The 18,916-nt window shown below is 59.3% G+C and carries 15 protein-coding genes and 1 pseudogene; 10 read left to right on the top strand and 6 right to left on the bottom strand.

Going from position 1 to position 18,916, the window contains the following annotated elements; translation table 11 throughout:
* Positions 1–49: 49 nt before the first annotated feature.
* Both J7E41_RS06590 and J7E41_RS06595 read left to right on the top strand, forming a co-directional pair.
* A pseudogene (locus J7E41_RS06590) lies at positions 50–2,488 on the top strand (fimbria/pilus outer membrane usher protein).
* Positions 2,478–3,062 carry a hypothetical protein gene (locus tag J7E41_RS06595; protein ID WP_251029351.1) on the top strand — a complete coding sequence of 195 codons (585 nt, stop codon included), beginning with the start codon at positions 2,478–2,480 and terminating at the stop codon, positions 3,060–3,062. Before J7E41_RS06590 ends, J7E41_RS06595 begins: the two are co-directional and overlap by 11 nt.
* Here the strand turns inward: J7E41_RS06595 and J7E41_RS06600 are convergent.
* The 4 genes from J7E41_RS06600 to J7E41_RS06615 are packed head-to-tail and all read right to left on the bottom strand — an operon-like array spanning position 3,034 to position 5,880.
* Positions 3,034–3,771, bottom strand: a complete 738-nt coding sequence (locus J7E41_RS06600) for an amino acid ABC transporter ATP-binding protein (RefSeq protein WP_214991037.1) — start codon at positions 3,769–3,771, stop codon at positions 3,034–3,036. The two genes, J7E41_RS06595 and J7E41_RS06600, sit on opposite strands and share 29 nt — an antisense overlap.
* Positions 3,758–4,408, bottom strand: a complete 651-nt coding sequence (locus tag J7E41_RS06605; RefSeq protein WP_214991039.1) for an amino acid ABC transporter permease — start codon at positions 4,406–4,408, stop codon at positions 3,758–3,760. Before J7E41_RS06605 ends, J7E41_RS06600 begins: the two co-directional genes overlap by 14 nt.
* Positions 4,405–5,073 (bottom strand): amino acid ABC transporter permease, encoded by a 669-nt coding sequence (locus J7E41_RS06610; protein WP_214991041.1) that lies wholly within the window; start codon positions 5,071–5,073, stop codon positions 4,405–4,407. Before J7E41_RS06610 ends, J7E41_RS06605 begins: the two co-directional genes overlap by 4 nt.
* 21 nt (positions 5,074–5,094) lie before the next feature.
* Positions 5,095–5,880, bottom strand: a complete 786-nt coding sequence (locus J7E41_RS06615; RefSeq protein ID WP_214991043.1) for a transporter substrate-binding domain-containing protein — start codon at positions 5,878–5,880, stop codon at positions 5,095–5,097.
* 255 nt (positions 5,881–6,135) lie between these two features.
* Here J7E41_RS06615 and J7E41_RS06620 point away from each other — a divergent pair, with 255 nt between their 5' ends.
* The 6 genes from J7E41_RS06620 to J7E41_RS06645 all read left to right on the top strand — a co-directional run bounded on the left by J7E41_RS06620 (position 6,136) and on the right by J7E41_RS06645 (position 13,443).
* Positions 6,136–6,831, top strand: a complete 696-nt coding sequence (locus J7E41_RS06620) for a FadR/GntR family transcriptional regulator (protein WP_214991045.1) — start codon at positions 6,136–6,138, stop codon at positions 6,829–6,831.
* A gap of 121 nt (positions 6,832–6,952) precedes the next feature.
* Positions 6,953–7,282 carry a thioredoxin TrxA gene (trxA, locus tag J7E41_RS06625; protein ID WP_124379888.1) on the top strand — a complete coding sequence of 110 codons (330 nt, stop codon included), beginning with the start codon at positions 6,953–6,955 and terminating at the stop codon, positions 7,280–7,282.
* Positions 7,283–7,517: 235 nt separating this feature from the next.
* Positions 7,518–8,777 (top strand): transcription termination factor Rho, encoded by a 1,260-nt coding sequence (gene rho / locus J7E41_RS06630; protein ID WP_017845130.1) that lies wholly within the window; start codon positions 7,518–7,520, stop codon positions 8,775–8,777.
* Positions 8,778–8,933: 156 nt separating this feature from the next.
* Positions 8,934–10,919 carry an acyltransferase family protein gene (locus J7E41_RS06635; protein ID WP_214991047.1) on the top strand — a complete coding sequence of 662 codons (1,986 nt, stop codon included), beginning with the start codon at positions 8,934–8,936 and terminating at the stop codon, positions 10,917–10,919.
* A gap of 89 nt (positions 10,920–11,008) precedes the next feature.
* Positions 11,009–12,475, top strand: a complete 1,467-nt coding sequence (gene ubiD / locus J7E41_RS06640; RefSeq protein ID WP_179448479.1) for a 4-hydroxy-3-polyprenylbenzoate decarboxylase — start codon at positions 11,009–11,011, stop codon at positions 12,473–12,475.
* Positions 12,475–13,443: a CDP-6-deoxy-delta-3,4-glucoseen reductase gene (locus tag J7E41_RS06645; protein WP_214991049.1), complete on the top strand. Its 969-nt coding sequence runs from the start codon at positions 12,475–12,477 to the stop codon at positions 13,441–13,443. Before ubiD ends, J7E41_RS06645 begins: the two co-directional genes overlap by 1 nt.
* A gap of 67 nt (positions 13,444–13,510) precedes the next feature.
* Here the strand turns inward: J7E41_RS06645 and J7E41_RS06650 are convergent, their stop codons facing one another.
* The gene (locus J7E41_RS06650) at positions 13,511–13,990 is read right to left on the bottom strand and encodes a sn-glycerol-3-phosphate transporter (RefSeq protein WP_214991384.1); all 480 of its coding nucleotides are present in this window, start codon (positions 13,988–13,990) and stop codon (positions 13,511–13,513) included.
* A gap of 323 nt (positions 13,991–14,313) precedes the next feature.
* Here J7E41_RS06650 and J7E41_RS06655 point away from each other — a divergent pair, with 323 nt between their 5' ends.
* Positions 14,314–16,701, top strand: coding sequence for a TonB-dependent receptor plug domain-containing protein (locus tag J7E41_RS06655; RefSeq protein WP_214991051.1), 2,388 nt, complete (start codon positions 14,314–14,316; stop codon positions 16,699–16,701).
* Between the two features lie 27 nt (positions 16,702–16,728).
* The gene (locus J7E41_RS06660; protein ID WP_214991053.1) at positions 16,729–17,382 is read left to right on the top strand and encodes a gamma-glutamylcyclotransferase; all 654 of its coding nucleotides are present in this window, start codon (positions 16,729–16,731) and stop codon (positions 17,380–17,382) included.
* Here the strand turns inward: J7E41_RS06660 and glpT are convergent.
* Positions 17,379–18,716: a glycerol-3-phosphate transporter gene (gene glpT, locus J7E41_RS06665; protein ID WP_214991055.1), complete on the bottom strand. Its 1,338-nt coding sequence runs from the start codon at positions 18,714–18,716 to the stop codon at positions 17,379–17,381. The genes J7E41_RS06660 and glpT overlap by 4 nt on opposite strands.
* Positions 18,717–18,916: the final 200 nt, after the last annotated feature.

Raw genomic sequence — 18,916 nt, forward strand, 5'->3', positions numbered from 1 at the left:
TCCAAGCGCAGGCACTTCGGTCTTCAGGCCTTGCCACTCAAAGATTTTCATGGGGCTTGCGACACTGTGGGGGTTGCCGGGCTATGTCTCTGCCATTGAGCTAGGAGAGGGCTTTGACCTTGCTGCGTTAACTTCTCACGGGATTGACCCGCAGGTTTCCGAATACTTTCGTAGCGCGGCGCGTTTTCGTGAGGGCGTCCATGTGGTGGGGCTGCGGGTCAATGGGAATCCGTTGGGACTGGTAGAGGCCCGTTTCGACTATCAGGGACAGCTGTGTTTCACCCCTGGATTGCTGGGCAAGGCCGGCCTGTTGAAGCCGTCCGGAATCATTCGTGAGGGCATGACACCTGACCAGGCCTGCCACGACTTCCTCGGTGAGTTCCCCGCGACGATGGTGAGGCTGCGTCCGAGCAGCGATGAGGTCACGCTGGTGGTGCCCACCCAGTCGTTACGTGAGCCCGAATGGGCGGCCGGCAGTTTTTCCCGGGGTGGGGCGGCGGCGCTGTTCAATTACGACGTGCTGAGTTTTGATACTCGGTCCAGTGGTGATTCCAGCCGCTTTATGTCGGCTTACACCGAAGCGGGCTTCAACCTTGGCAGCTGGATTGTTCGCAGTCGCCAGTTCTATGTTTCCGACAATGGCAAGACCCGTACCGAGCATGTGCATGCCTTTGCCCAGCGTGATATCGCCGCGCTGCAGTCGACTTTTCAGGTAGGCCAGATATCGAGCAATAACCCGGTGTTCGGCGGGTTGCAGTTATCCGGATTCCAGTTTTCCCCCGACGGCCAGTTACGCACGCCTGCGGGTAGCAACGAGGTGGTAGTCGAGGGGCTGGCTCAAAGCCAATCACGTATTGAGGTGCGTCAGGCTGGAGCACTGATCTACAGCACCTTGGTGCCGGAAGGTCCATTCAGGCTGACAGGGTTGCCGTTGCTCAATGGCACGAGCGACCTTGAAGTGAGCGTCATTGACGTTCGTGGCGCAAGGCGCAGTTTTGTTGTGCCCGCCGCCTCCTTTCGCGGGGCGGCTCCGGTAACGCCTGGTTATTACGTGTCGCTGGGCAAGGTGCGCGAGTCATCGGTCGACGAACACGAGCAACCGGTAGTGGCCATGGCCAGTGGGACTTGGGGGCTGGGGAGGGCGTCGTCCCTGGGGTTCGGCCTGTTGAGTACCGATGAATATCAGGCGGCGGGCGGTACCCTGAGCAGCGTTTTTTTCCAGCGAGTTGCCGTCGGAGTGCGTCATAACTTGTCCCGCGATGGCTGGGACGCGGTGTCCGGGGCGCGCAGTACGCTGTCCCTGAGCAGTCCGCTGTTTGCCGACATTGACATGAACCTGAGCGCAACCTCCCAGACCCGTGGTTATCGCGAGGTACTTGAAGCCGGCCAGTCGTCGAGGGTTGACGATTTTGATGGGCGTTTCAGGAATCAATACACGGCGGGCTTGAGCTGGGCCGAACCTCTGCTGGGGGGCTTCTCTCTCAATTACACCCGCAGTTCGCAATTTGACGGCCGCTCCGTTGAACACGTATTTGCTTCCTGGAACAAGGGGTTCAGATACGCTGACGTGGCATTGATCGCCGATTAACAAGTGGGTGGTTCACGGCGCCGCAGCCACGACACACCTGTCGGCAGGGCGCGCGATGAGCTGTTGGACAAGGGCGTTTCCATTCGACTGCAGGTCAGCATTCCCTTAGGCGAAGACCGTCGCCTTGTTTCCTATGCCAGTCGTCGGGGTGACAGGTTCGACGCCGGTACGTCGCTCAGTGAACGGGTCAATGAATATGTGAACTACGAGGTGGGTGTCGAGCGCGACCTGAGCGATCGTGAGCAAGCCATACGGGGTCATGTGGATGTGATGCCGCGTTATACGCGTGTCGGATTGGGTGTGAGCCGTGACCCATTGAGCACCAGTTACACAGGGCAGCTTCAGGGTGGCGTTGTGGCCCATGCGCGTGGGCTGACGTTCTCACCTTATGCGGTTCAGGACACCTTTGGCATCGTCTCGGTGGGCGATATCGGGTCCGCCAAAGTCGCGACCCCGCTGGGCCCGGTATGGACCGATTACAGCGGGCAAGCGGTGATTGCCGGGCTGCCGGCCTATAGCAATAGCCGTGTGGAAGTGCAGACCCAATCCCTACCCAAGCGCATCGACCTGAAGAACGGCGCCAAAGTGCTCGCCGCCGGGCGGGGCTCTTTCAACAATGTGGATTTTGAGGTGGTGAACGTTCGCCGCCTGTTGCTTGAGGTGCGTGACGAACAAGGCCGGCCACTGCCTTAGGGCGCCTCGGTGTTCGACAAGGACAATACCTTCCTGGCCAGCGTCGCAGGCGAGGGGATGGTCTTCCTGAGTAACGTGAGTGAGCTGAAAACCCTGAAGGTTTCGCTGCCGGACTCAACCACCTGCCTGCTGCAACTGAACCTTGAGCAAGAGCCCAACCATGACAAACTTTACGAAACCGCTCCCGCGATCTGCCATGCGCCGTGAGCCTGTAAATAGCCTTGAGGCCGGGAGTCGGTGGTGGGGGCCAGTACTGCTGTGCTTTACCGTACTGCTGGCGAATGAAGCGCAGGCCGACACCTGTCGACTGTCCTTGAGCCAGCCTCGAGTTGATTATGGCGTTATCCATCGTACTGAGCGGATAGAGGGAGCGTCTGGTCGGCAGTCTTTAGGCAAGCGCACCCTGCACTTGAATGTTGTCTGTACTGATCCTTCGGTAATGGCGTTGCGTTTTAACGGTATGCCGGCGGATGGGCACGGGTTCCAGTTCGGACGCCAGGGGCGTTTCACCTTGAGTCTCAAACAGACCCAGGTCGACGGGCGTGATATCGAGTGGGCCGTTGCGCAATTGCCGAGCGAGCCTGCAAGCGGACGTCTCCTGCCCGGCCAGACGCTGGTTGCACGAGCTAGCGGGACAAGGGTGACTGGCCGCCGGCTGACGGCACAGGTCGAGATTGACGTCGACCTGCCGTCTGCTGCTCTTGCTGTGCGCAATGAAACACTGCTCGAGGGCCTGGGAGGGTTCGAGCTGGTCAGCCTGGCTGTTCCACCGAGCCGATGAAGTTGGCCAGTTCGGCGGTCTGTGGCTGGGCGAACAGGGTTTTCGGATCGCCCACTTCGTGGACTTTGCCTTGGTGCATGAACACCAGTTTGTCACCCACTTCCCGGGCAAAGCGCATCTCGTGGGTGACCATGATCAGCGTCATGCCATCCTTGGCCAGTTGCCGGACCACGCTGAGCACTTCATTGACCAACTCCGGGTCGAGGGCCGAGGTGATTTCATCGCACAACAGCACCTTGGGCGACATGGCGAGCGCCCGGGCGATGGCCACCCGCTGTTGCTGGCCGCCGGACAAACGATCAGGAAACGCGTCGAATTTCTCTCCCAGACCGACCCGCTCCAGCATCTGCCGCGCCAGTTGCGCGGCCTTGGCCTTGGGCACCTTTTGCACGACCTGGGGCGCCAGCATGACGTTTTCGCCTACCGTCAGGTGCGGGAACAGGTTGAACTGCTGGAACACCATACCGACTTTCTGCCGCAGGCTGCGCAGGTCGGCGCGGGCGGCATCGAGGTATTCGCCGTCGACCTCGATCACCCCGTCGTTGATCGACTCCAGCCCGTTGAGGGTGCGCAGCAAAGTGGATTTGCCCGAACCGCTGCGGCCGATGATCGCCACCACCTGACCCTCTTCGACACTCAGGTCAATGCCCTTGAGTACGTGGTGATCGCCGTAATATTTGTGCAGGGCGGAAATTCTAAGCAGAGGCATGTAGTCTCCTTTCCAGGTAGCGCGCGCTGAGGGACAAGGGGTAGCAAAGCAGGAAGTAGCCGAGCGCCACCAGGCCATAGACCATGAAGGGTTCGAAGGTCGCGTTGGCGAGCATGCCGCCAGTCTTGGTCAGCTCGGTAAAACCGATGATCGAGGTCACGGCGGTGCCTTTGACCACCTGCACCGAGAAGCCCACGGTGGGCGCTACGGCAATGCGCAGGGCTTGGGGCAGAATCACATAGCGCAATTGTTCATAGGGGTTGAGGGCCAGGCTTGCCGAGGCTTCCCATTGCCCGTGGGCGATGGACTCGACGCAGCCACGCCAGATCTCCGCCAGGTAGGCACTGGTAAACAGAGTCAAGGCAATTGCCGCTGCCAGCCAAGGCGAAATGTCGATCCCCAGCAACGCCACGCCGAAGAACACCAGGAACAATTGCATCAACAGCGGCGTGCCCTGAAACAGTTCGATATAGGTACGGGCAACGTTGCGTGGGAAGGCTTTTCGGCTGATGCGCAGGGTCATCACCAGCAAGCCGATCACGCCGCCGCCGATAAACGCCACCAGCGAGAGCAACAAGGTCCATTGCAGGCCGATCAGCAGGTTGCTCACGATGTCCCAGAATGAGAAGTCACTCATCGGTTGTTCCTCTGAATGTACCGCCGGCCGATCCAGTTCAATAACTGGCGGATCATCAAGGCCATGCACAGGTAAATCAGGGTGGTCAGGGCATAGGTTTCGAAGGCACGGAAGTTACGGGACTGGATGAAATTGGCGGCAAAGCTCAGCTCCTCGGTGGCGATCTGCGAACAGACCGCCGAGCCGAGCATCACGATGATGATCTGGCTGCTCAGGGCCGGCCAGACCTTGCCCAGCGCCGGCAGCAGCACCACATGGCGGAACGCTTCGAAGCGGGTCATCGCCAGCGCCGCCGCCGCTTCCAGCTGCCCGCGAGGAATGGCCTGGATCCCGGCGCGAATAATCTCGGTGGAGTAGGCGCCCAGGTTGATCACCATCGCGAGTACCGCTGCCTGCCATTCGGAAATCTGCACACCGAGGGAGGGCAGGCCGAAGAAGATGAAAAACAACTGCACCAGAAACGGCGTGTTGCGGATCAACTCGACATACACCCCGAAGATCCAGCACAACGGCTGGATTTTCCACGCTCGTGTCACCGCGCCGACGATCCCCAGGGCCACACCCAGCACCGCACCGATGGCGGTCAGCTCAAGGGTGAACAGCGCGCCGCGCAGCAACAGATCGGTATTGGCCAGGACCGGCACAAAGTCGAATTGATAGGCCATATCTAACCCTCGTTGCGGCGATCAGAGATCAGCCGGCAGCGGCTCTTTGAGCCACAGTTTTGCGTTCTTTTCCAGGCTGCCGTCGGCCTTGGCGGCGACGAGGATCTGGTTGACCTTGTCCAGCAGCGCCGGCTCGTTCTTGTTCACGCCCACGTAGACGGGTGAGTCCTTGAGCTTCACTTTCAGCGCCGGCACGCGCTTGGGACTGCGTTCGCTGATGGCCACCATCACCACGTTGCCGCTGGCGATCAGGTCCACCTGGCCGGCCAGGTAGGCGGCGATGGTCGAGTTGTTGTCTTCGAAGCGCTTGATCGTGGCTTCTTTTGGCGCGACGGCGGTCAGCTCGATGTCTTCGATGGCACCACGGGTCACGCTGATGGTTTTGCCCTTGAGGTCGTCGATGGTGCTGACAGGTGCATCCGGCGGGCCAAATACGGCGAGGTAGAAGGGCGCATAAGCCTTGGAGAAATCGATGACTTTCTCCCGCTCGGCATTCTTGCCCAGGCTGGAAATCACCAGGTCGACCTTGCCGGTGGTGAGGAATGGAATGCGATTGGTGCTGTTGACCGGCGTCAGTTCAAGTTTGACCTTGAGTTGGTCAGCCAGCAGTTTTGCGGTGTCGATGTCCAGGCCGCGGGGCTTCATGTCCGGGCCGACCGAACCGAACGGCGGGAAATCCTGGGGCACGGCCACCTTGAGGGTGCCACGGGCAACGATATCGTCCAGGCCGTTGGCCTGGGCGGGCACCTGGCTCAGCATCAGGCTGGCAAACAGGGCGGTGAGCAGGGTGCTGCAACGCTTGGTCATGGCAACTCTCCGAAACGGGCGAAGGAATTTTCTGACTTTTGCCAGTGCACAGCCCATGCCATCGCTCTGTGAATCGCCTGATAGGGCGGAATCTATTGAGCTTCGGCGGTCTTACTGGTCTGAACAGTTGTATCGGTTTCTGCACCCTTTTCGAGCGCTGCCAAAAGCCCGCGAGCCCCTTTGGGGCGTGGCTTGCCGGCTTGCGCGAATAGCTTTACAACTGGCCACTCAGTTGACTGGAACCTTGAGTTTTTTATGAATTCCATCGCGCAGGCTGTACCGGAAGTAGCGTTGCAAGCTATCCGCAAACTGATCGCTGATGAGGGCTTCGGGCCGGGCGATGCGTTGCCGTCCCAACGCGTCCTGGCACTGCAATTGGGCGTGAGCCGCGCTTCGTTACGCGAAGCGTTGTCCTCTCTCAGTGCGCTGGGCGTGGTCAGCGTGCAGCCGGGCAAAGGCGTATTCGTGCAAGCGATGGAGGAACTGCCGGGCCTTGCCTGGCCTTTTGCTGCGCAGGCAACGCCATTAGATATCTTTCAACTGCGCTATGCCCTGGAAGGGTTTGCAGCAGGGCTGGCAGCGGTGACGCTGACCACCGATGAGCTGGATCTTCTTGACGATAATGTCGAGGCCATGCGCAAGGAGCTCAAGGCCGGCGATTTTGAGGCGGCGGCGCGGTTGGACTTCGAATTCCACCGGCGCATTTTGCAGGCCAGCGGCAATCAGGCGATGGTCAGCATTCTCAGTGCCAGCGCCGAGGTGTTTCTGGAGAGTCAGAAGCTACCGTTCATCCGGCCGGAACGGGCCATGGAGACCTGGCAGGAGCATCGCAAGATCCTCCGTGCCCTGGCTCGGCGCGCCAGTACCGCAGCGCAGAAAACCATGCAGGAGCACGTACGCAATGCGGCGCTTCGTACAGGCATTGCCTTCCTCACTCCCGCCATGCGTTGATCTGGGCTATACCCAAACTCATGCAACACCATAGCAAGAGTCAATCAGTGGCGGCTTCCTGAACGAGGGAAGGGCGGCTATGATGGGCAACGTTTTTTTTGCTTACAACCCGGAGACATCCATGAGCAACGATCTTATCAAGCACGTCACCGACGCGACCTTTGATGCCGAAGTACTTAAGGCCCAGGGCCCGGTGCTGGTTGACTACTGGGCTGAGTGGTGTGGTCCTTGCAAAATGATCGCTCCGGTTCTGGACGACATTGCTACCACCTACGAAGGCAAGTTGACCATTGCCAAGCTGAACATCGATGAAAACCAGGAAACCCCGGCCAAGCACGGCGTTCGCGGTATCCCGACGCTGATGCTGTTCAAGAACGGCAACGTCGAAGCCACCAAGGTCGGCGCTCTGTCGAAGTCCCAGCTGCAAGCTTTCCTCGACGCCAACATCTAAGCGTCGTCCAAAAAGCCCCGCAAATCGCGGGGCTTTTTCGTGAAACAGGGCTAGACGCTCTGAAACTCAGGTGGTACATTCGGCCCCGCACTGGTTTCTCCATTGCCCCCTGCAAGCCGTCGCCGACGCACTCCTTTTCGATTAGTACGCGATCCTGTCGCCTTCTCTGCGGCGCGGCCTCATTAAGCCAAAAGCTTAATTTTCCCCCCTCCATAAATGATTACGTCATTCCTATATGAATCTGACTGAACTCAAGCAAAAGCCGATTACCGAACTGCTCGAATTGGCCGAACAGATGGGCATAGAAAATATGGCCCGTTCGCGCAAGCAGGACGTGATTTTCTCCCTGCTGAAAAAGCACGCGAAAAGCGGCGAGGAAATCTCCGGTGATGGCGTGCTGGAGATTCTCCAGGACGGCTTCGGCTTTCTCCGCTCTGCAGACGCCTCCTATCTCGCCGGCCCAGACGATATCTACGTCTCGCCGAGCCAGATCCGTCGCTTCAACTTGCGCACCGGTGACACCATCGTTGGCAAGATCCGTCCTCCGAAGGAAGGCGAGCGCTATTTCGCCCTGCTCAAGGTCGACACGATCAACTTCGATCGTCCCGAGAATGCGAAAAACAAGATTCTCTTCGAGAACCTGACGCCGCTGTTCCCGACCGTGCGCATGAAGATGGAGGCCGGTAACGGTTCCACCGAAGACTTGACCGGTCGTGTCATCGACCTGTGCGCCCCGATCGGCAAGGGCCAACGCGGCCTGATCGTTGCACCGCCGAAAGCCGGTAAGACCATCATGCTGCAGAACATCGCAGCGAACATCGCCCGTAACAATCCTGAAGTTCATCTGATCGTATTGCTGATCGACGAACGTCCGGAAGAAGTGACCGAAATGCAGCGCACCGTGCGCGGCGAAGTGGTTGCCTCCACGTTCGATGAACCACCAACCCGCCACGTGCAGGTTGCCGAGATGGTGATCGAGAAGGCCAAGCGCCTGGTTGAGCACAAAAAAGACGTGGTGATCCTGCTCGACTCCATCACCCGTCTGGCTCGCGCCTACAACACCGTGATCCCGAGCTCCGGCAAGGTCCTCACTGGTGGTGTCGATGCCCACGCCCTGGAGAAACCGAAACGTTTCTTCGGCGCCGCGCGGAACATTGAAGAAGGCGGCTCGCTGACCATCATCGCTACCGCGCTGGTTGAAACCGGCTCGAAGATGGATGAAGTGATTTACGAAGAATTCAAAGGTACCGGCAACATGGAATTGCCTTTGGATCGCCGTATCGCTGAAAAGCGTGTGTTCCCAGCCATCAACATCAACCGTTCCGGCACCCGCCGCGAAGAGTTGCTGACGGCCGACGACGAACTGCAGCGCATGTGGATTCTGCGCAAGCTGCTGCACCCGATGGACGAAGTAGCGGCCATCGAGTTCCTGATCGACAAGCTGAAAACCACCAAGACCAACGACGAGTTCTTCTTGTCGATGAAGCGCAAATAACGCGACTTCCTGGCTCAAAAAGAATGGCGCTCTTCAGGGCGCCATTTTTTTGTGTTGAAAAAGGGAGGATTGAGCGCTGCGCGTGTCAGTTATGAAACAAAAAAGGCGAGCACGGCTACACTCGCCTCCATCCGAAACTGGCAGACAATAAGATCTATGACCACGCTTGCTTATCGAAGAGACATTGACGGCCTGCGCGCAATCGCCGTCATCGCGGTTGTTCTGTTTCACTTTAATGTTCCTGGCTTCACAGGCGGCTTTGTTGGCGTCGACATTTTTTTCGTGATCTCCGGCTACCTGATCACTTCGATCATCTGGCGTGAGCGCCAGGCCCGGCGTTTCAGTTTTGTGGATTTCTGGGCCCGCCGTGCCCGGCGGATCCTGCCCGCGCTGTTCGTGATGATGCTCGGCGCGCTGGTGGCTGGCTGGTTCCTGCTCGCGCCCAAGGATTACGATGAGTTGGGGCGCTCGATACACTATCAGGTGGTGTTCACCTCAAACCTGCTGTTTATGCGCCAGGACGGCTATTTTGACGTGGCCTCCGGCCTCAAACCGCTGCTGCACACCTGGTCGCTGTCGGTTGAAGAGCAGTTCTACATCATTTTCCCGCTGCTGCTGACATTGCTGTCGAGCCGTTTGAAACACTGGCGCACGGCCCTGTTCATCGTGTTGCTGGGGTCTTTCGCCCTGAGCGTGTGGGCGGTGGCTCACTATCCCGAGAAGGCCTTTTACCTGTTGCCGATGCGTGCTTGGGAACTGCTGGCCGGCGCGATGCTGGCGGTGGTGCCTGCACGGGAGTGGCGTGCGAGCCCGATTTTGGCGCAGACCGTCAGCCTTGCCGGCCTTGGCCTGATTCTACTGGCGATATTTGCTTATGATCCCAGCACTCCGTTTCCTGGAGCGGCTGCCTTGTTACCGGTCGTGGGTGTGGTCTGCCTGATCTGGGCCAATGGCCATCAAGTGACCCTGCCGGGTAAGCTGTTAGGCAGCCGTTTGCTGGTGGGTGTCGGGCTGATTTCTTACTCGTGGTACCTGTGGCACTGGCCGGTATTCGTATTTGGCAGCTACGCCAGTATTGATGGCCTGGGCCCCTGGCAACTCGGCGGCCTGTTTCTGTTGAGCCTGCTGTTGGGGTATGGATCCTGGCGTTTTGTCGAGGCGCCGTTTCGTGAACGCCGTCTGTTGGCAGGACGGCGGCAGATTCTGGCAGCGGCCGGTATCGCGATCCTTGCGTTGGGGTTGGTCGGAAAAATCCTGGGGTGGGCGGATGGGGTGCCTTGGCGCTTGTCGCCCGATGCATTGCAGTTCGCCCAGGCACGTACGTGGAGCCCTGAGTTGATGGCCTGCTTGTCGGATGACAAGAAAAACAACCACCGTGAGCTTTGCCGTTTTGGTTCTCAGTTGGGAGCGACGCGTGCTTTGGTCTGGGGTGACAGTCATGCCTCGGCCTTGATCCCGGCCCTGGAAGATGGCGTGAGCAAGTATGGCGTCAGCATCACCGAGGCCGGTTATTCCGGTTGCGTGCCTTTCAACAGGCAAGAAAGCACCCCGGGATGCGTGAAGTTCAACCAGCGTGTCACCCAGGTGTTGAGCCAGGAAGCGTTCAGCGATGTGGTGCTGGTGGCACGTTGGAGCTTGTACGTCTACGGGGAGCGCTCCGGCGATACCGGTGCCTCACTGCTGAACCCGGCGACAGGGAAATACGATCGTGCCATCGCCGAGCAGCGTTTCAGCGAGTCCTTGCGTGCTCTGGTGCAGCAAGTGCGTGCCAGTGGTCGACGGGTGTGGTTGGCCAAGGAAGTGCCGCTGCAGGACTTCAGCGTGCCCTATCGACTCAGTCGTCTGGCGATGCTGGGTCGACCCACCGACCGTGAGGGCCTGCCACTGAAGGATCATCTCAAGCGCCAGGCCTATATCAGCAGCGTGTTCGAGCAAATCGCCGCGGCCGATCCAGGGGTGAGGTGGCTGGATCCTGCGCCGCGACTGTGTAATGCAACCGGTTGGTGCCGTGTGGAGTTTGGCGGGCGAACCCTGTACACCGACGACAATCATCTCTCGGATGTAGGCTCGCGGTATGTCGAGGCGTTCCTTGAACCTTTGTTCCTTAGCCTGAGCCCTGAAACCGAGGCGTCGTCTCTTTAGTCATGTGTTGCCTGCAATGCTGCTCAATAAGCTGCCAGCAGCCGTAAGAGCAGGTAGGATGTACGCCTATTTTACGGGTGGCATGGTTAATGAAATTCAAGGATCTTCGGGATTTCGTGCAGCAACTTGAGCAGCGCGGAGAGTTGAAACGTATCCAGGTACCGATTTCCCCGGTCCTGGAAATGACTGAGATTTGCGACCGCACCTTGCGTAACAAGGGCCCGGCGCTGCTGTTCGAAAACCCGGTGGGCTTTGATATCCCGGTGCTCGGCAACCTGTTCGGTACCCCCGAGCGCGTGGCGTTTGGCATGGGCGCCGAGGCGGTCAGTGAGCTGCGCGAGATTGGTAAGCTGCTGGCGTTCCTCAAGGAGCCCGAGCCACCCAAGGGCCTGAAAGACGCCTGGTCGAAGCTGCCGATCTTCCGCAAGATCATTGCCATGGCCCCCAAAGTGGTCAAGGACGCGGTGTGCCAGGAAGTGGTCATCGAAGGCGATGACGTCGACCTCGGCATGCTGCCCGTGCAGACCTGCTGGCCCGGCGATGTCGGCCCGCTGATCACCTGGGGCCTGACCGTCACCAAAGGTCCGAACAAGGACCGCCAGAACCTCGGCATCTACCGCCAGCAAGTGATCGGCCGCAACAAGGTGATCATGCGTTGGTTGAGCCACCGTGGCGGCGCGCTGGACTTTCGCGAGTGGTGCGAAAAGCACCCCGGCAAACCGTTCCCCGTATCCGTGGCCCTCGGTGCAGACCCCGCGACCATTCTCGGCGCCGTGACCCCGGTGCCCGACAGCCTCTCCGAATACGCCTTCGCGGGCTTGTTGCGTGGCAACCGTACCGAATTGGTGAAATGCCGTGGTAATGATCTGCAAGTGCCGGCCACTGCTGAAATCATCCTCGAAGGGGTGATTCATCCGGGAGAGATGGCTGATGAGGGCCCGTACGGCGACCACACCGGCTATTACAACGAAGTCGATAGCTTCCCGGTGTTCACCGTCGAGCGGATCACCCATCGGATCAAGCCGATCTACCACAGTACCTACACCGGCCGTCCGCCGGATGAGCCGGCGATCCTTGGTGTGGCGTTGAACGAAGTGTTCGTGCCGATCCTGCAGAAGCAGTTCCCGGAAATCACCGACTTCTACCTGCCGCCCGAAGGCTGCTCGTACCGCATGGCTATCGTGACCATGAAGAAGTCGTATCCGGGCCACGCCAAGCGGGTAATGCTGGGTGTCTGGTCGTTTTTGCGACAGTTCATGTACACCAAGTTCGTTATCGTCACTGACGACGACATTAACGCCCGGGACTGGAATGACGTGATCTGGGCTATTACCACGCGCATGGACCCCAAGCGCGATACGGTGATGATCGATAACACGCCGATCGACTACCTCGACTTCGCCTCGCCAGTATCGGGCCTGGGTTCGAAGATGGGCTTGGATGCCACTCACAAATGGCCGGGTGAAACCACCCGCGAGTGGGGTCGGGTGATCGTCAAGGATGACGCGGTGACTGCTCGTGTCGATGCGCTCTGGAAAGAATTAGGAATAGATTGATGCGTGTAACCCTGCAGCCCTCCGGTGCGGTACTCCAATTGTCGCCCGGCGAGCGGATTCTCGAGGGCGCGCGGCGCCTGGGCTACGATTGCCCCCAGGCCTGTCGCAATGGTGTATGCCATGTGTGTGCGGCGTTGCTGGTGGAGGGCCGGGTGCAGCAAGCGGGTGAGGTGCGTGACCATGGCGAGTTCTATACCTGCATTGCCGAGCCATTGGAGGACTGCATTGTCTTGTGGGACGGCGTGCTGGCGCCGGGGGAGTTGCCAGTGCGCAAACTGTCCTGCCAACTGACCGAGTGTGTGGATATCGGTGGTGATGTCTGGCGCGTGCGCCTGCGGGCTCCGGCCGGCAAGGCGGTGCGCTACCACGCCGGCCAGTATTTGATGATCGAGCGGGAAAGCGGCGAAAAATCAGCCTTCTCCCTGGCTTCGGCACCCCACGGGGGGCGTGAGTTGGAGCTGCATGTGCTGGTGCGCGAAGACAGCGCCCGGAGCCTGATCGAGCAGTTGCAGCGTCACCAGATGGCCCGTGTTGAGTTGCCGTTTGGCGATACCCACCTGGCGGAACTGCCGGACGGGCCGCTGGTGCTGATCGCCGCCGGAACCGGCATGGCGCAGATGCACAGCCTGATCGAGCATTGCCGGGCTTCCGGTTTCAAACACCCGGTGCACCTGTACTGGGGTGTGCGCCGTCCCGAGGATTTCTACCAGATCGAACATTGGGACCAGTGGCAGCAACTGCCCAATCTGTTCCTGCACAAAGTGGTCAGCGACCTGTGTGGCTGGGAAGGGCGTTGTGGACTGTTACATGAAGCCGTGTGCGAAGACATCACCGACCTCAAGGGCGTGCACGTCTACGCCAGCGGCTCACCGGCAATGATCTATGGAACGTTGGATGCGTTGGTCAACGCCGGCATGGATGCGCACCAGATGCGCGCTGACGTATTCGCCTACGCACCAAGACCGTAGCGTAGCGACCCCAAGGGCGGTCCTGCGGCCCGCATCGCAGCCTCGTACCTCGGCAGCGGCTACAGTGTCAGAACCGCACACCGGTGGTGACCATCGCTGCATTGAAGCCGAGCAGCACCAATTCGGCCGCCACCGGCCCGTAATGAGCACCCACTGACGGAATGATCACGGGCGCCACCCCCAGGCCGTTGAGGGGGATCTTGTCCTTGTATTTGCCGGTATAGCCCTGGATCAGCCCCCCGGTCAGTTTCAGGTACACCGGGTAATCCGTCATGTCATAGCGTTTGCCGGCATAGGCGTAGTACGAGCGCTGGCTGAACGAGTTGCGAAATGTCGCCCCGCCATACACCAGCCCCGAAGCCTCATTGCGCTCGAGGCCGATCAGGTCCTGGTTGTTATTGTGATCCGGGTCTGGTGAGAAGTGTCGGGTGTAGACGCTGGTCTGGGCGTACCAGAAGCCTTTTTCATCCTGGGTCGGTGTTTCGACGGCCAGGGCGGTGGTGGCCTGCGCCAGAAGCAGCAGGCCTGAAAGTCGGTATTTCATAATGCGACCTCGATAGTCGTAGGTTGTCGGCTAAGTGGGTCGTGACAAGTGCCTATTTTGAAGGCTCAACCCCCACCAAGGCTGAACGGGCGCTGAAGGTATCGGGATTGAAGGGGTCAATCCTGATGAGTGGGTCGTCTGCGCTTATGCCTTTGCTTATTCTTTTACGGTATTTAATTTAGCCGATGAATATCATTAAGCTATATGACAACGGACTACCGCCTTTGTGCCAATAGCCAATAAATGACCGCCACCGTTCGCCACACGGATCGATCGTATGAACTCAGAGCATTGAGGTTCTGACTTTTGATTCCAAGGGGAGCGGTATGGGGAGCACCACGCAACACCGGTTATACACAGCGATTTTGTCAGCCAATTTGCTGACCGCTGTGGGCTTCAGCTCAGTCTCGGTCGCCGAAACGGTCACTGTCGACGTACCAAAACTCGACACGGTTATAGTCACCGGCACCCGGGCTCAGGAACGCACCGCCAGTGCTTCGCTGTCACCCATCGATGTGATTTCCGGCGACACCCTGCGCAGCACCGGCTCCGACGAACTCGGTGCGGTGCTGGCGCGTTTGATTCCTTCCATTAATTTTCCGCGCCCCAGCCTGGTAGACGGCGCCGAACTGGTGCGCCCGGCGCAACTGCGCGGCTTGTCGCCGGATCAAGTACTGGTGCTGGTCAACGGCAAGCGCCGACATACCAGTGCCTTCGTTAACCTCGGCGGTGCGGTGGGTCGAGGCTCGGCGCCGGCGGATTTGAATGCGATCCCGCTGTCAGCGGTGGACCATATCGAAGTGCTGCGTGACGGCGCGTCCGCCCGCTATGGTTCCGATGCAATTGCCGGGGTGATCAACGTGATCCTCAAGAGCGCTGACCATGGCGGCTCGATCTCCACCAAGTTCGGCGAGTACAAGAAGGGCGATGGTATCCAACGCAACGTCAGCGGCAACACCGGCCTGGCGTTGGGGGATAACGGCTTTATCAACCTCTCGGGCGAAGGCGCCGACAACGATTACACCAACCGTGCCGGCGACGACTTGCGTCCAGGCAGTATTGGCTCGACCACTTACGGTCAGCGGGTATTCCGCCAGGGTGAGCCGTCGACCAACGAAGGCAAGTTTCAATTCAACTCCGAATACACCTTCAACGATGCAGCCGAGTTCTACACCTTTGGCGGCTACAGCAAGCGACGTGGCGAGACGGCGGCGTTTTACCGGGCCAGCAATGCCTCCAACAACATCCGGGCGATCTACCCCAACGGCTACCTGCCGCTGATCCGCGGTAGCCTGGAAGACACGTCCCTGGTGGTGGGTTTGCGTGGGTTGTTGGCCTACGACTGGCATTACGACCTGTCGGCCAACTACGGCAAGAACCAGTACGACCTGAGCACAGAAACCATCAACACTTCCCTGGGACTGGCGACGCCGCGCAAATTCGACAATGGCACCCTGAGCAACGACCAGAAACAAGTGAGCCTGGACCTGTCCCGTGAGTTCGACGTGGGCTGGCTGCCGTATCCGGTGTCCGTTGCCTTTGGCGGTGAATACCTGCACCAAGGCTACGAAATCGAGGCGGGCGATCCGGCTTCCTACTACCAGACCAGCAGTTCCGGCCTCGGTGGTTTTCGCGATGCCGACGCCGGGAGTGCCTCGCGCCACAACTGGGCCCAGTACCTGGACCTGGAAACCAACTTCACCGAAAAACTCAGCGCCTCGGCCGCAGTGCGGCATGAGGACTACAGCGACTTTGGCTCCAACGTCAGTGGCTCGTTCTCGGCCCGCTACGACTTCACCCCGCAAGTGGCCTTGCGCGGCAGCATCTCCAACGGTTTTCGCGCGCCTTCCCTGGCCCAGCAGAACTTTGCCTACACCTCGTCGCAATTGATCGGCAATACGATCCAGGAAGCCGGTACCTTCCCGGCCAACAGCAAAGTGGCGCGCTTACTCGGCGCCGACGACCTCAAGGCCGAGAAGTCGCGCAACTACAGCCTCGGTCTGGTGCTTGAGCCTGTGGATAACCTGACCGTGACGGCCGATGTCTACCGCATCGACATCCGTGACCGCATCAGCCTGTCGTCCAATCTGGTGCTCAACCAGAATGCAATCAACTACCTGCAAGCCAATGGCGTCGGCAACATCAACTACACCAGTGCCCGCTACTTCACCAATGCCACCGACACCAGCACCGACGGCGTCGACCTGGTGGCCAGCTATCGCTATCAGTTTGATAACGGCATCCGTTGGAACAGCACGGTGGGCTACAACTACAACCACACCAAGGTCACGGACGTAAAAGCCAACCCGGCGGTGCTCGATGGTCTGGGCGTCAATCTGGTGCGAGTAGACCGGCGTGAGCGCATCGGTCTGCTGGGGGATACCACGCCACAGCACAAGCTGAGCCTGGGTAACGACTTGAGTTTCGGCAACTGGGCGCTGCACAGCAACCTGGTGCGCTACGGCGAATTCACCAGTTACCAGGCCGACAAGATCAACGACCAGACCTTCAAGGCCGCGTGGCTGCTGGACTTGTCCGCAGACTACAAGCTGAAGAGCTGGACTTTCACCGTGGGTGGCGACAACGTCACCGACAAGTACCCGGAAAAACTCAATGCCTACGCCAGCAGTGGTGGTAACTTGGCCTATAGCACTTTTTCGCCGTACGGTTACAGCGGCGCGTTCTATTACGGTAGAGTTGCTTACAACTGGTAACAACACAGGAACCGAACGTTATTTGCCATGACCGCCATTGAACCCGATCTTTTGCAATTGGCTTACCCTCCGCGGCTCGATCTTGGGCCGCAACTCACTCACGAACAGTTGATGAGCTCGATGCAGTCCACCATGGGGCGGCACAAAGGGGGACCGGTCTGGCTATTTGCTTACGGTTCGCTGATCTGGCGTCCCGAGTGTTCAACGGCGCAGCGGATGCGGGCGCGGGTTCATGGCTACCATCGCGGCTTGTACCTGTGGTCCCACGAGCACCGGGGCACGCCGGAATTACCGGGCCTGGTGTTTGGCCTGGATCGCGGCGGCTCTTGCAGTGGGTTCGCTTACCGCTTGCCGGAAGACCAACTGGACGCCTCGCTTTACGCCCTGTGGCGTCGCGAAATGCCTTACCCGTCTTATCGGCCGCACTGGCTCAGCTGCCGTCTGGAAGATGGCAGTCAGGTGCAGGCATTGGGATTTGTATTGGAGCGGCACTTGCCCAGCTATGCAGGCAATTTACCGGACAGCGTGCTGAACCAGGTGTTTGAAAGCGCTTGCGGGCGTTACGGCACCACTCGCGATTATGTCGAGCAAACCGTTAACGCCCTGCGTAGCCACGCCATGCCAGATAAAAACCTGGAGGCGCGGCTCAAGCGGTGTTCCAAGGGCGGCGCCTGCGATTAACGCGCGCTGCTGACGCTATTGGTGTGCCACAAGGTGGGGATGAGGAAGGCAATCGCCAACAGACACGCACCGATCAGCAAGACAAAGCCACCGTCCCAGCCGAAATGGTCAACGGTGTAGCCCATGGCCGCACTGGCCGCCACCGAACCACCCAGGTAACCGAACAGACCGGTAAAGCCCGCAGCGGTACCCGCGGCTTTCTTCGGTGCCAGTTCCAGCGCCTGTAGACCGATCAGCATCACTGGGCCGTAGATCAGGAAGCCGATGGAGAACAGGGCGATCATGTCGACCATCGGGTTGCCTGGCGGATTGAGCCAGTAAACCAGAGTCGCGACTGTCACAAGGGCCATAAACACGATGCCCGTCAGGCCACGGTTGCCCCGGAAGATTTTGTCCGACATCCAGCCGCACAGCAGCGTGCCCGGAATGCCCGCCCACTCGTAGAAGAAGTAGGCCCAGGACGTTTTATCCACGTCGAAGTGCTTGGCTTCCTTGAGGTAGGTCGGTGCCCAGTCCAATACGCCGTAGCGCAGCAGGTAGACGAAGACGTTGGCGAAGGCGATGTACCAGAGCATTTTGTTGCGCAGCACATACTTGACGAAAATTTCCTTGGCGCTGAATTCGTCTTCGTGACTGGCGTCGTAGCCTTCCGGGTAATCGTTCTTGTACTGCTCGATCGGCGGTAGGCCCACCGATTGCGGGGTGTCACGCATTGTGATGAAGGCGAAGGCCGCCACCATCAGGGCCACGGTAGCCGGGACGTAGAACGCCGCATGCCAGTCGTTGAACCAGGCCATGCCCAGCAGGAACAACGGACCGATCAAGCCGCCGCCGACGTTGTGCGCCACGTTCCATACCGATACCACGCCGCCGCGTTCTTTCTGCGACCACCAGTGCACCATGGTCCGTCCGCTTGGCGGCCAGCCCATGCCCTGGGCCCAGCCGTTGATGAACAGCAAAATGAACATCATGGTCACGCTGGAGGTTGCCCAAGGTGCGAAACCGAAAATGAACATCACCCCGGCAGACACCAGCAGGCCGAAGGGCAAGAAATAGCGCGGGTTGGAGCGGTCGGACACTAGGCCCATGAGGAACTTGGACAAGCCGTAGGCAATCGCAATCGCCGACATTGCCAGGCCCAACTGGCCACGGGTGTAACCCTCGTCGATCAGGTACGGCATGGCCAGGGAGAAGTTTTTACGCAGCAGGTAGTACCCGGCGTAACCGAAGAAAATACCGGCGAAGATCTGCCAGCGCAGCCGTCGATAGGTACTGTCTATTTTTTCCTCAGGCAGGGGTGCCTGGTGTGCGGCAGGACGGAAGAAAGCAAACATTCAAGAGCTCCAAATTTCTTGTTTTGACTGCGGATGCGAATGTTACAGTTTCGTTACCGAAAATAGCACCGCCTCTTATCCGCAAGTACGGGAAACAGGAGCAATTGCATGTTCTTTTACGAACATGTCGCTAATAGACAAGTCTGGGGCGTGATTGGGTTCTGCAGAACTCGGGAGATCAAAAATGTGGGAGCGGGCTT

The sequence above is a fragment of the Pseudomonas fluorescens genome (assembly GCF_018614655.1).
Classification (GTDB): Bacteria; Pseudomonadota; Gammaproteobacteria; order Pseudomonadales; family Pseudomonadaceae; genus Aquipseudomonas; species Aquipseudomonas fluorescens_BX.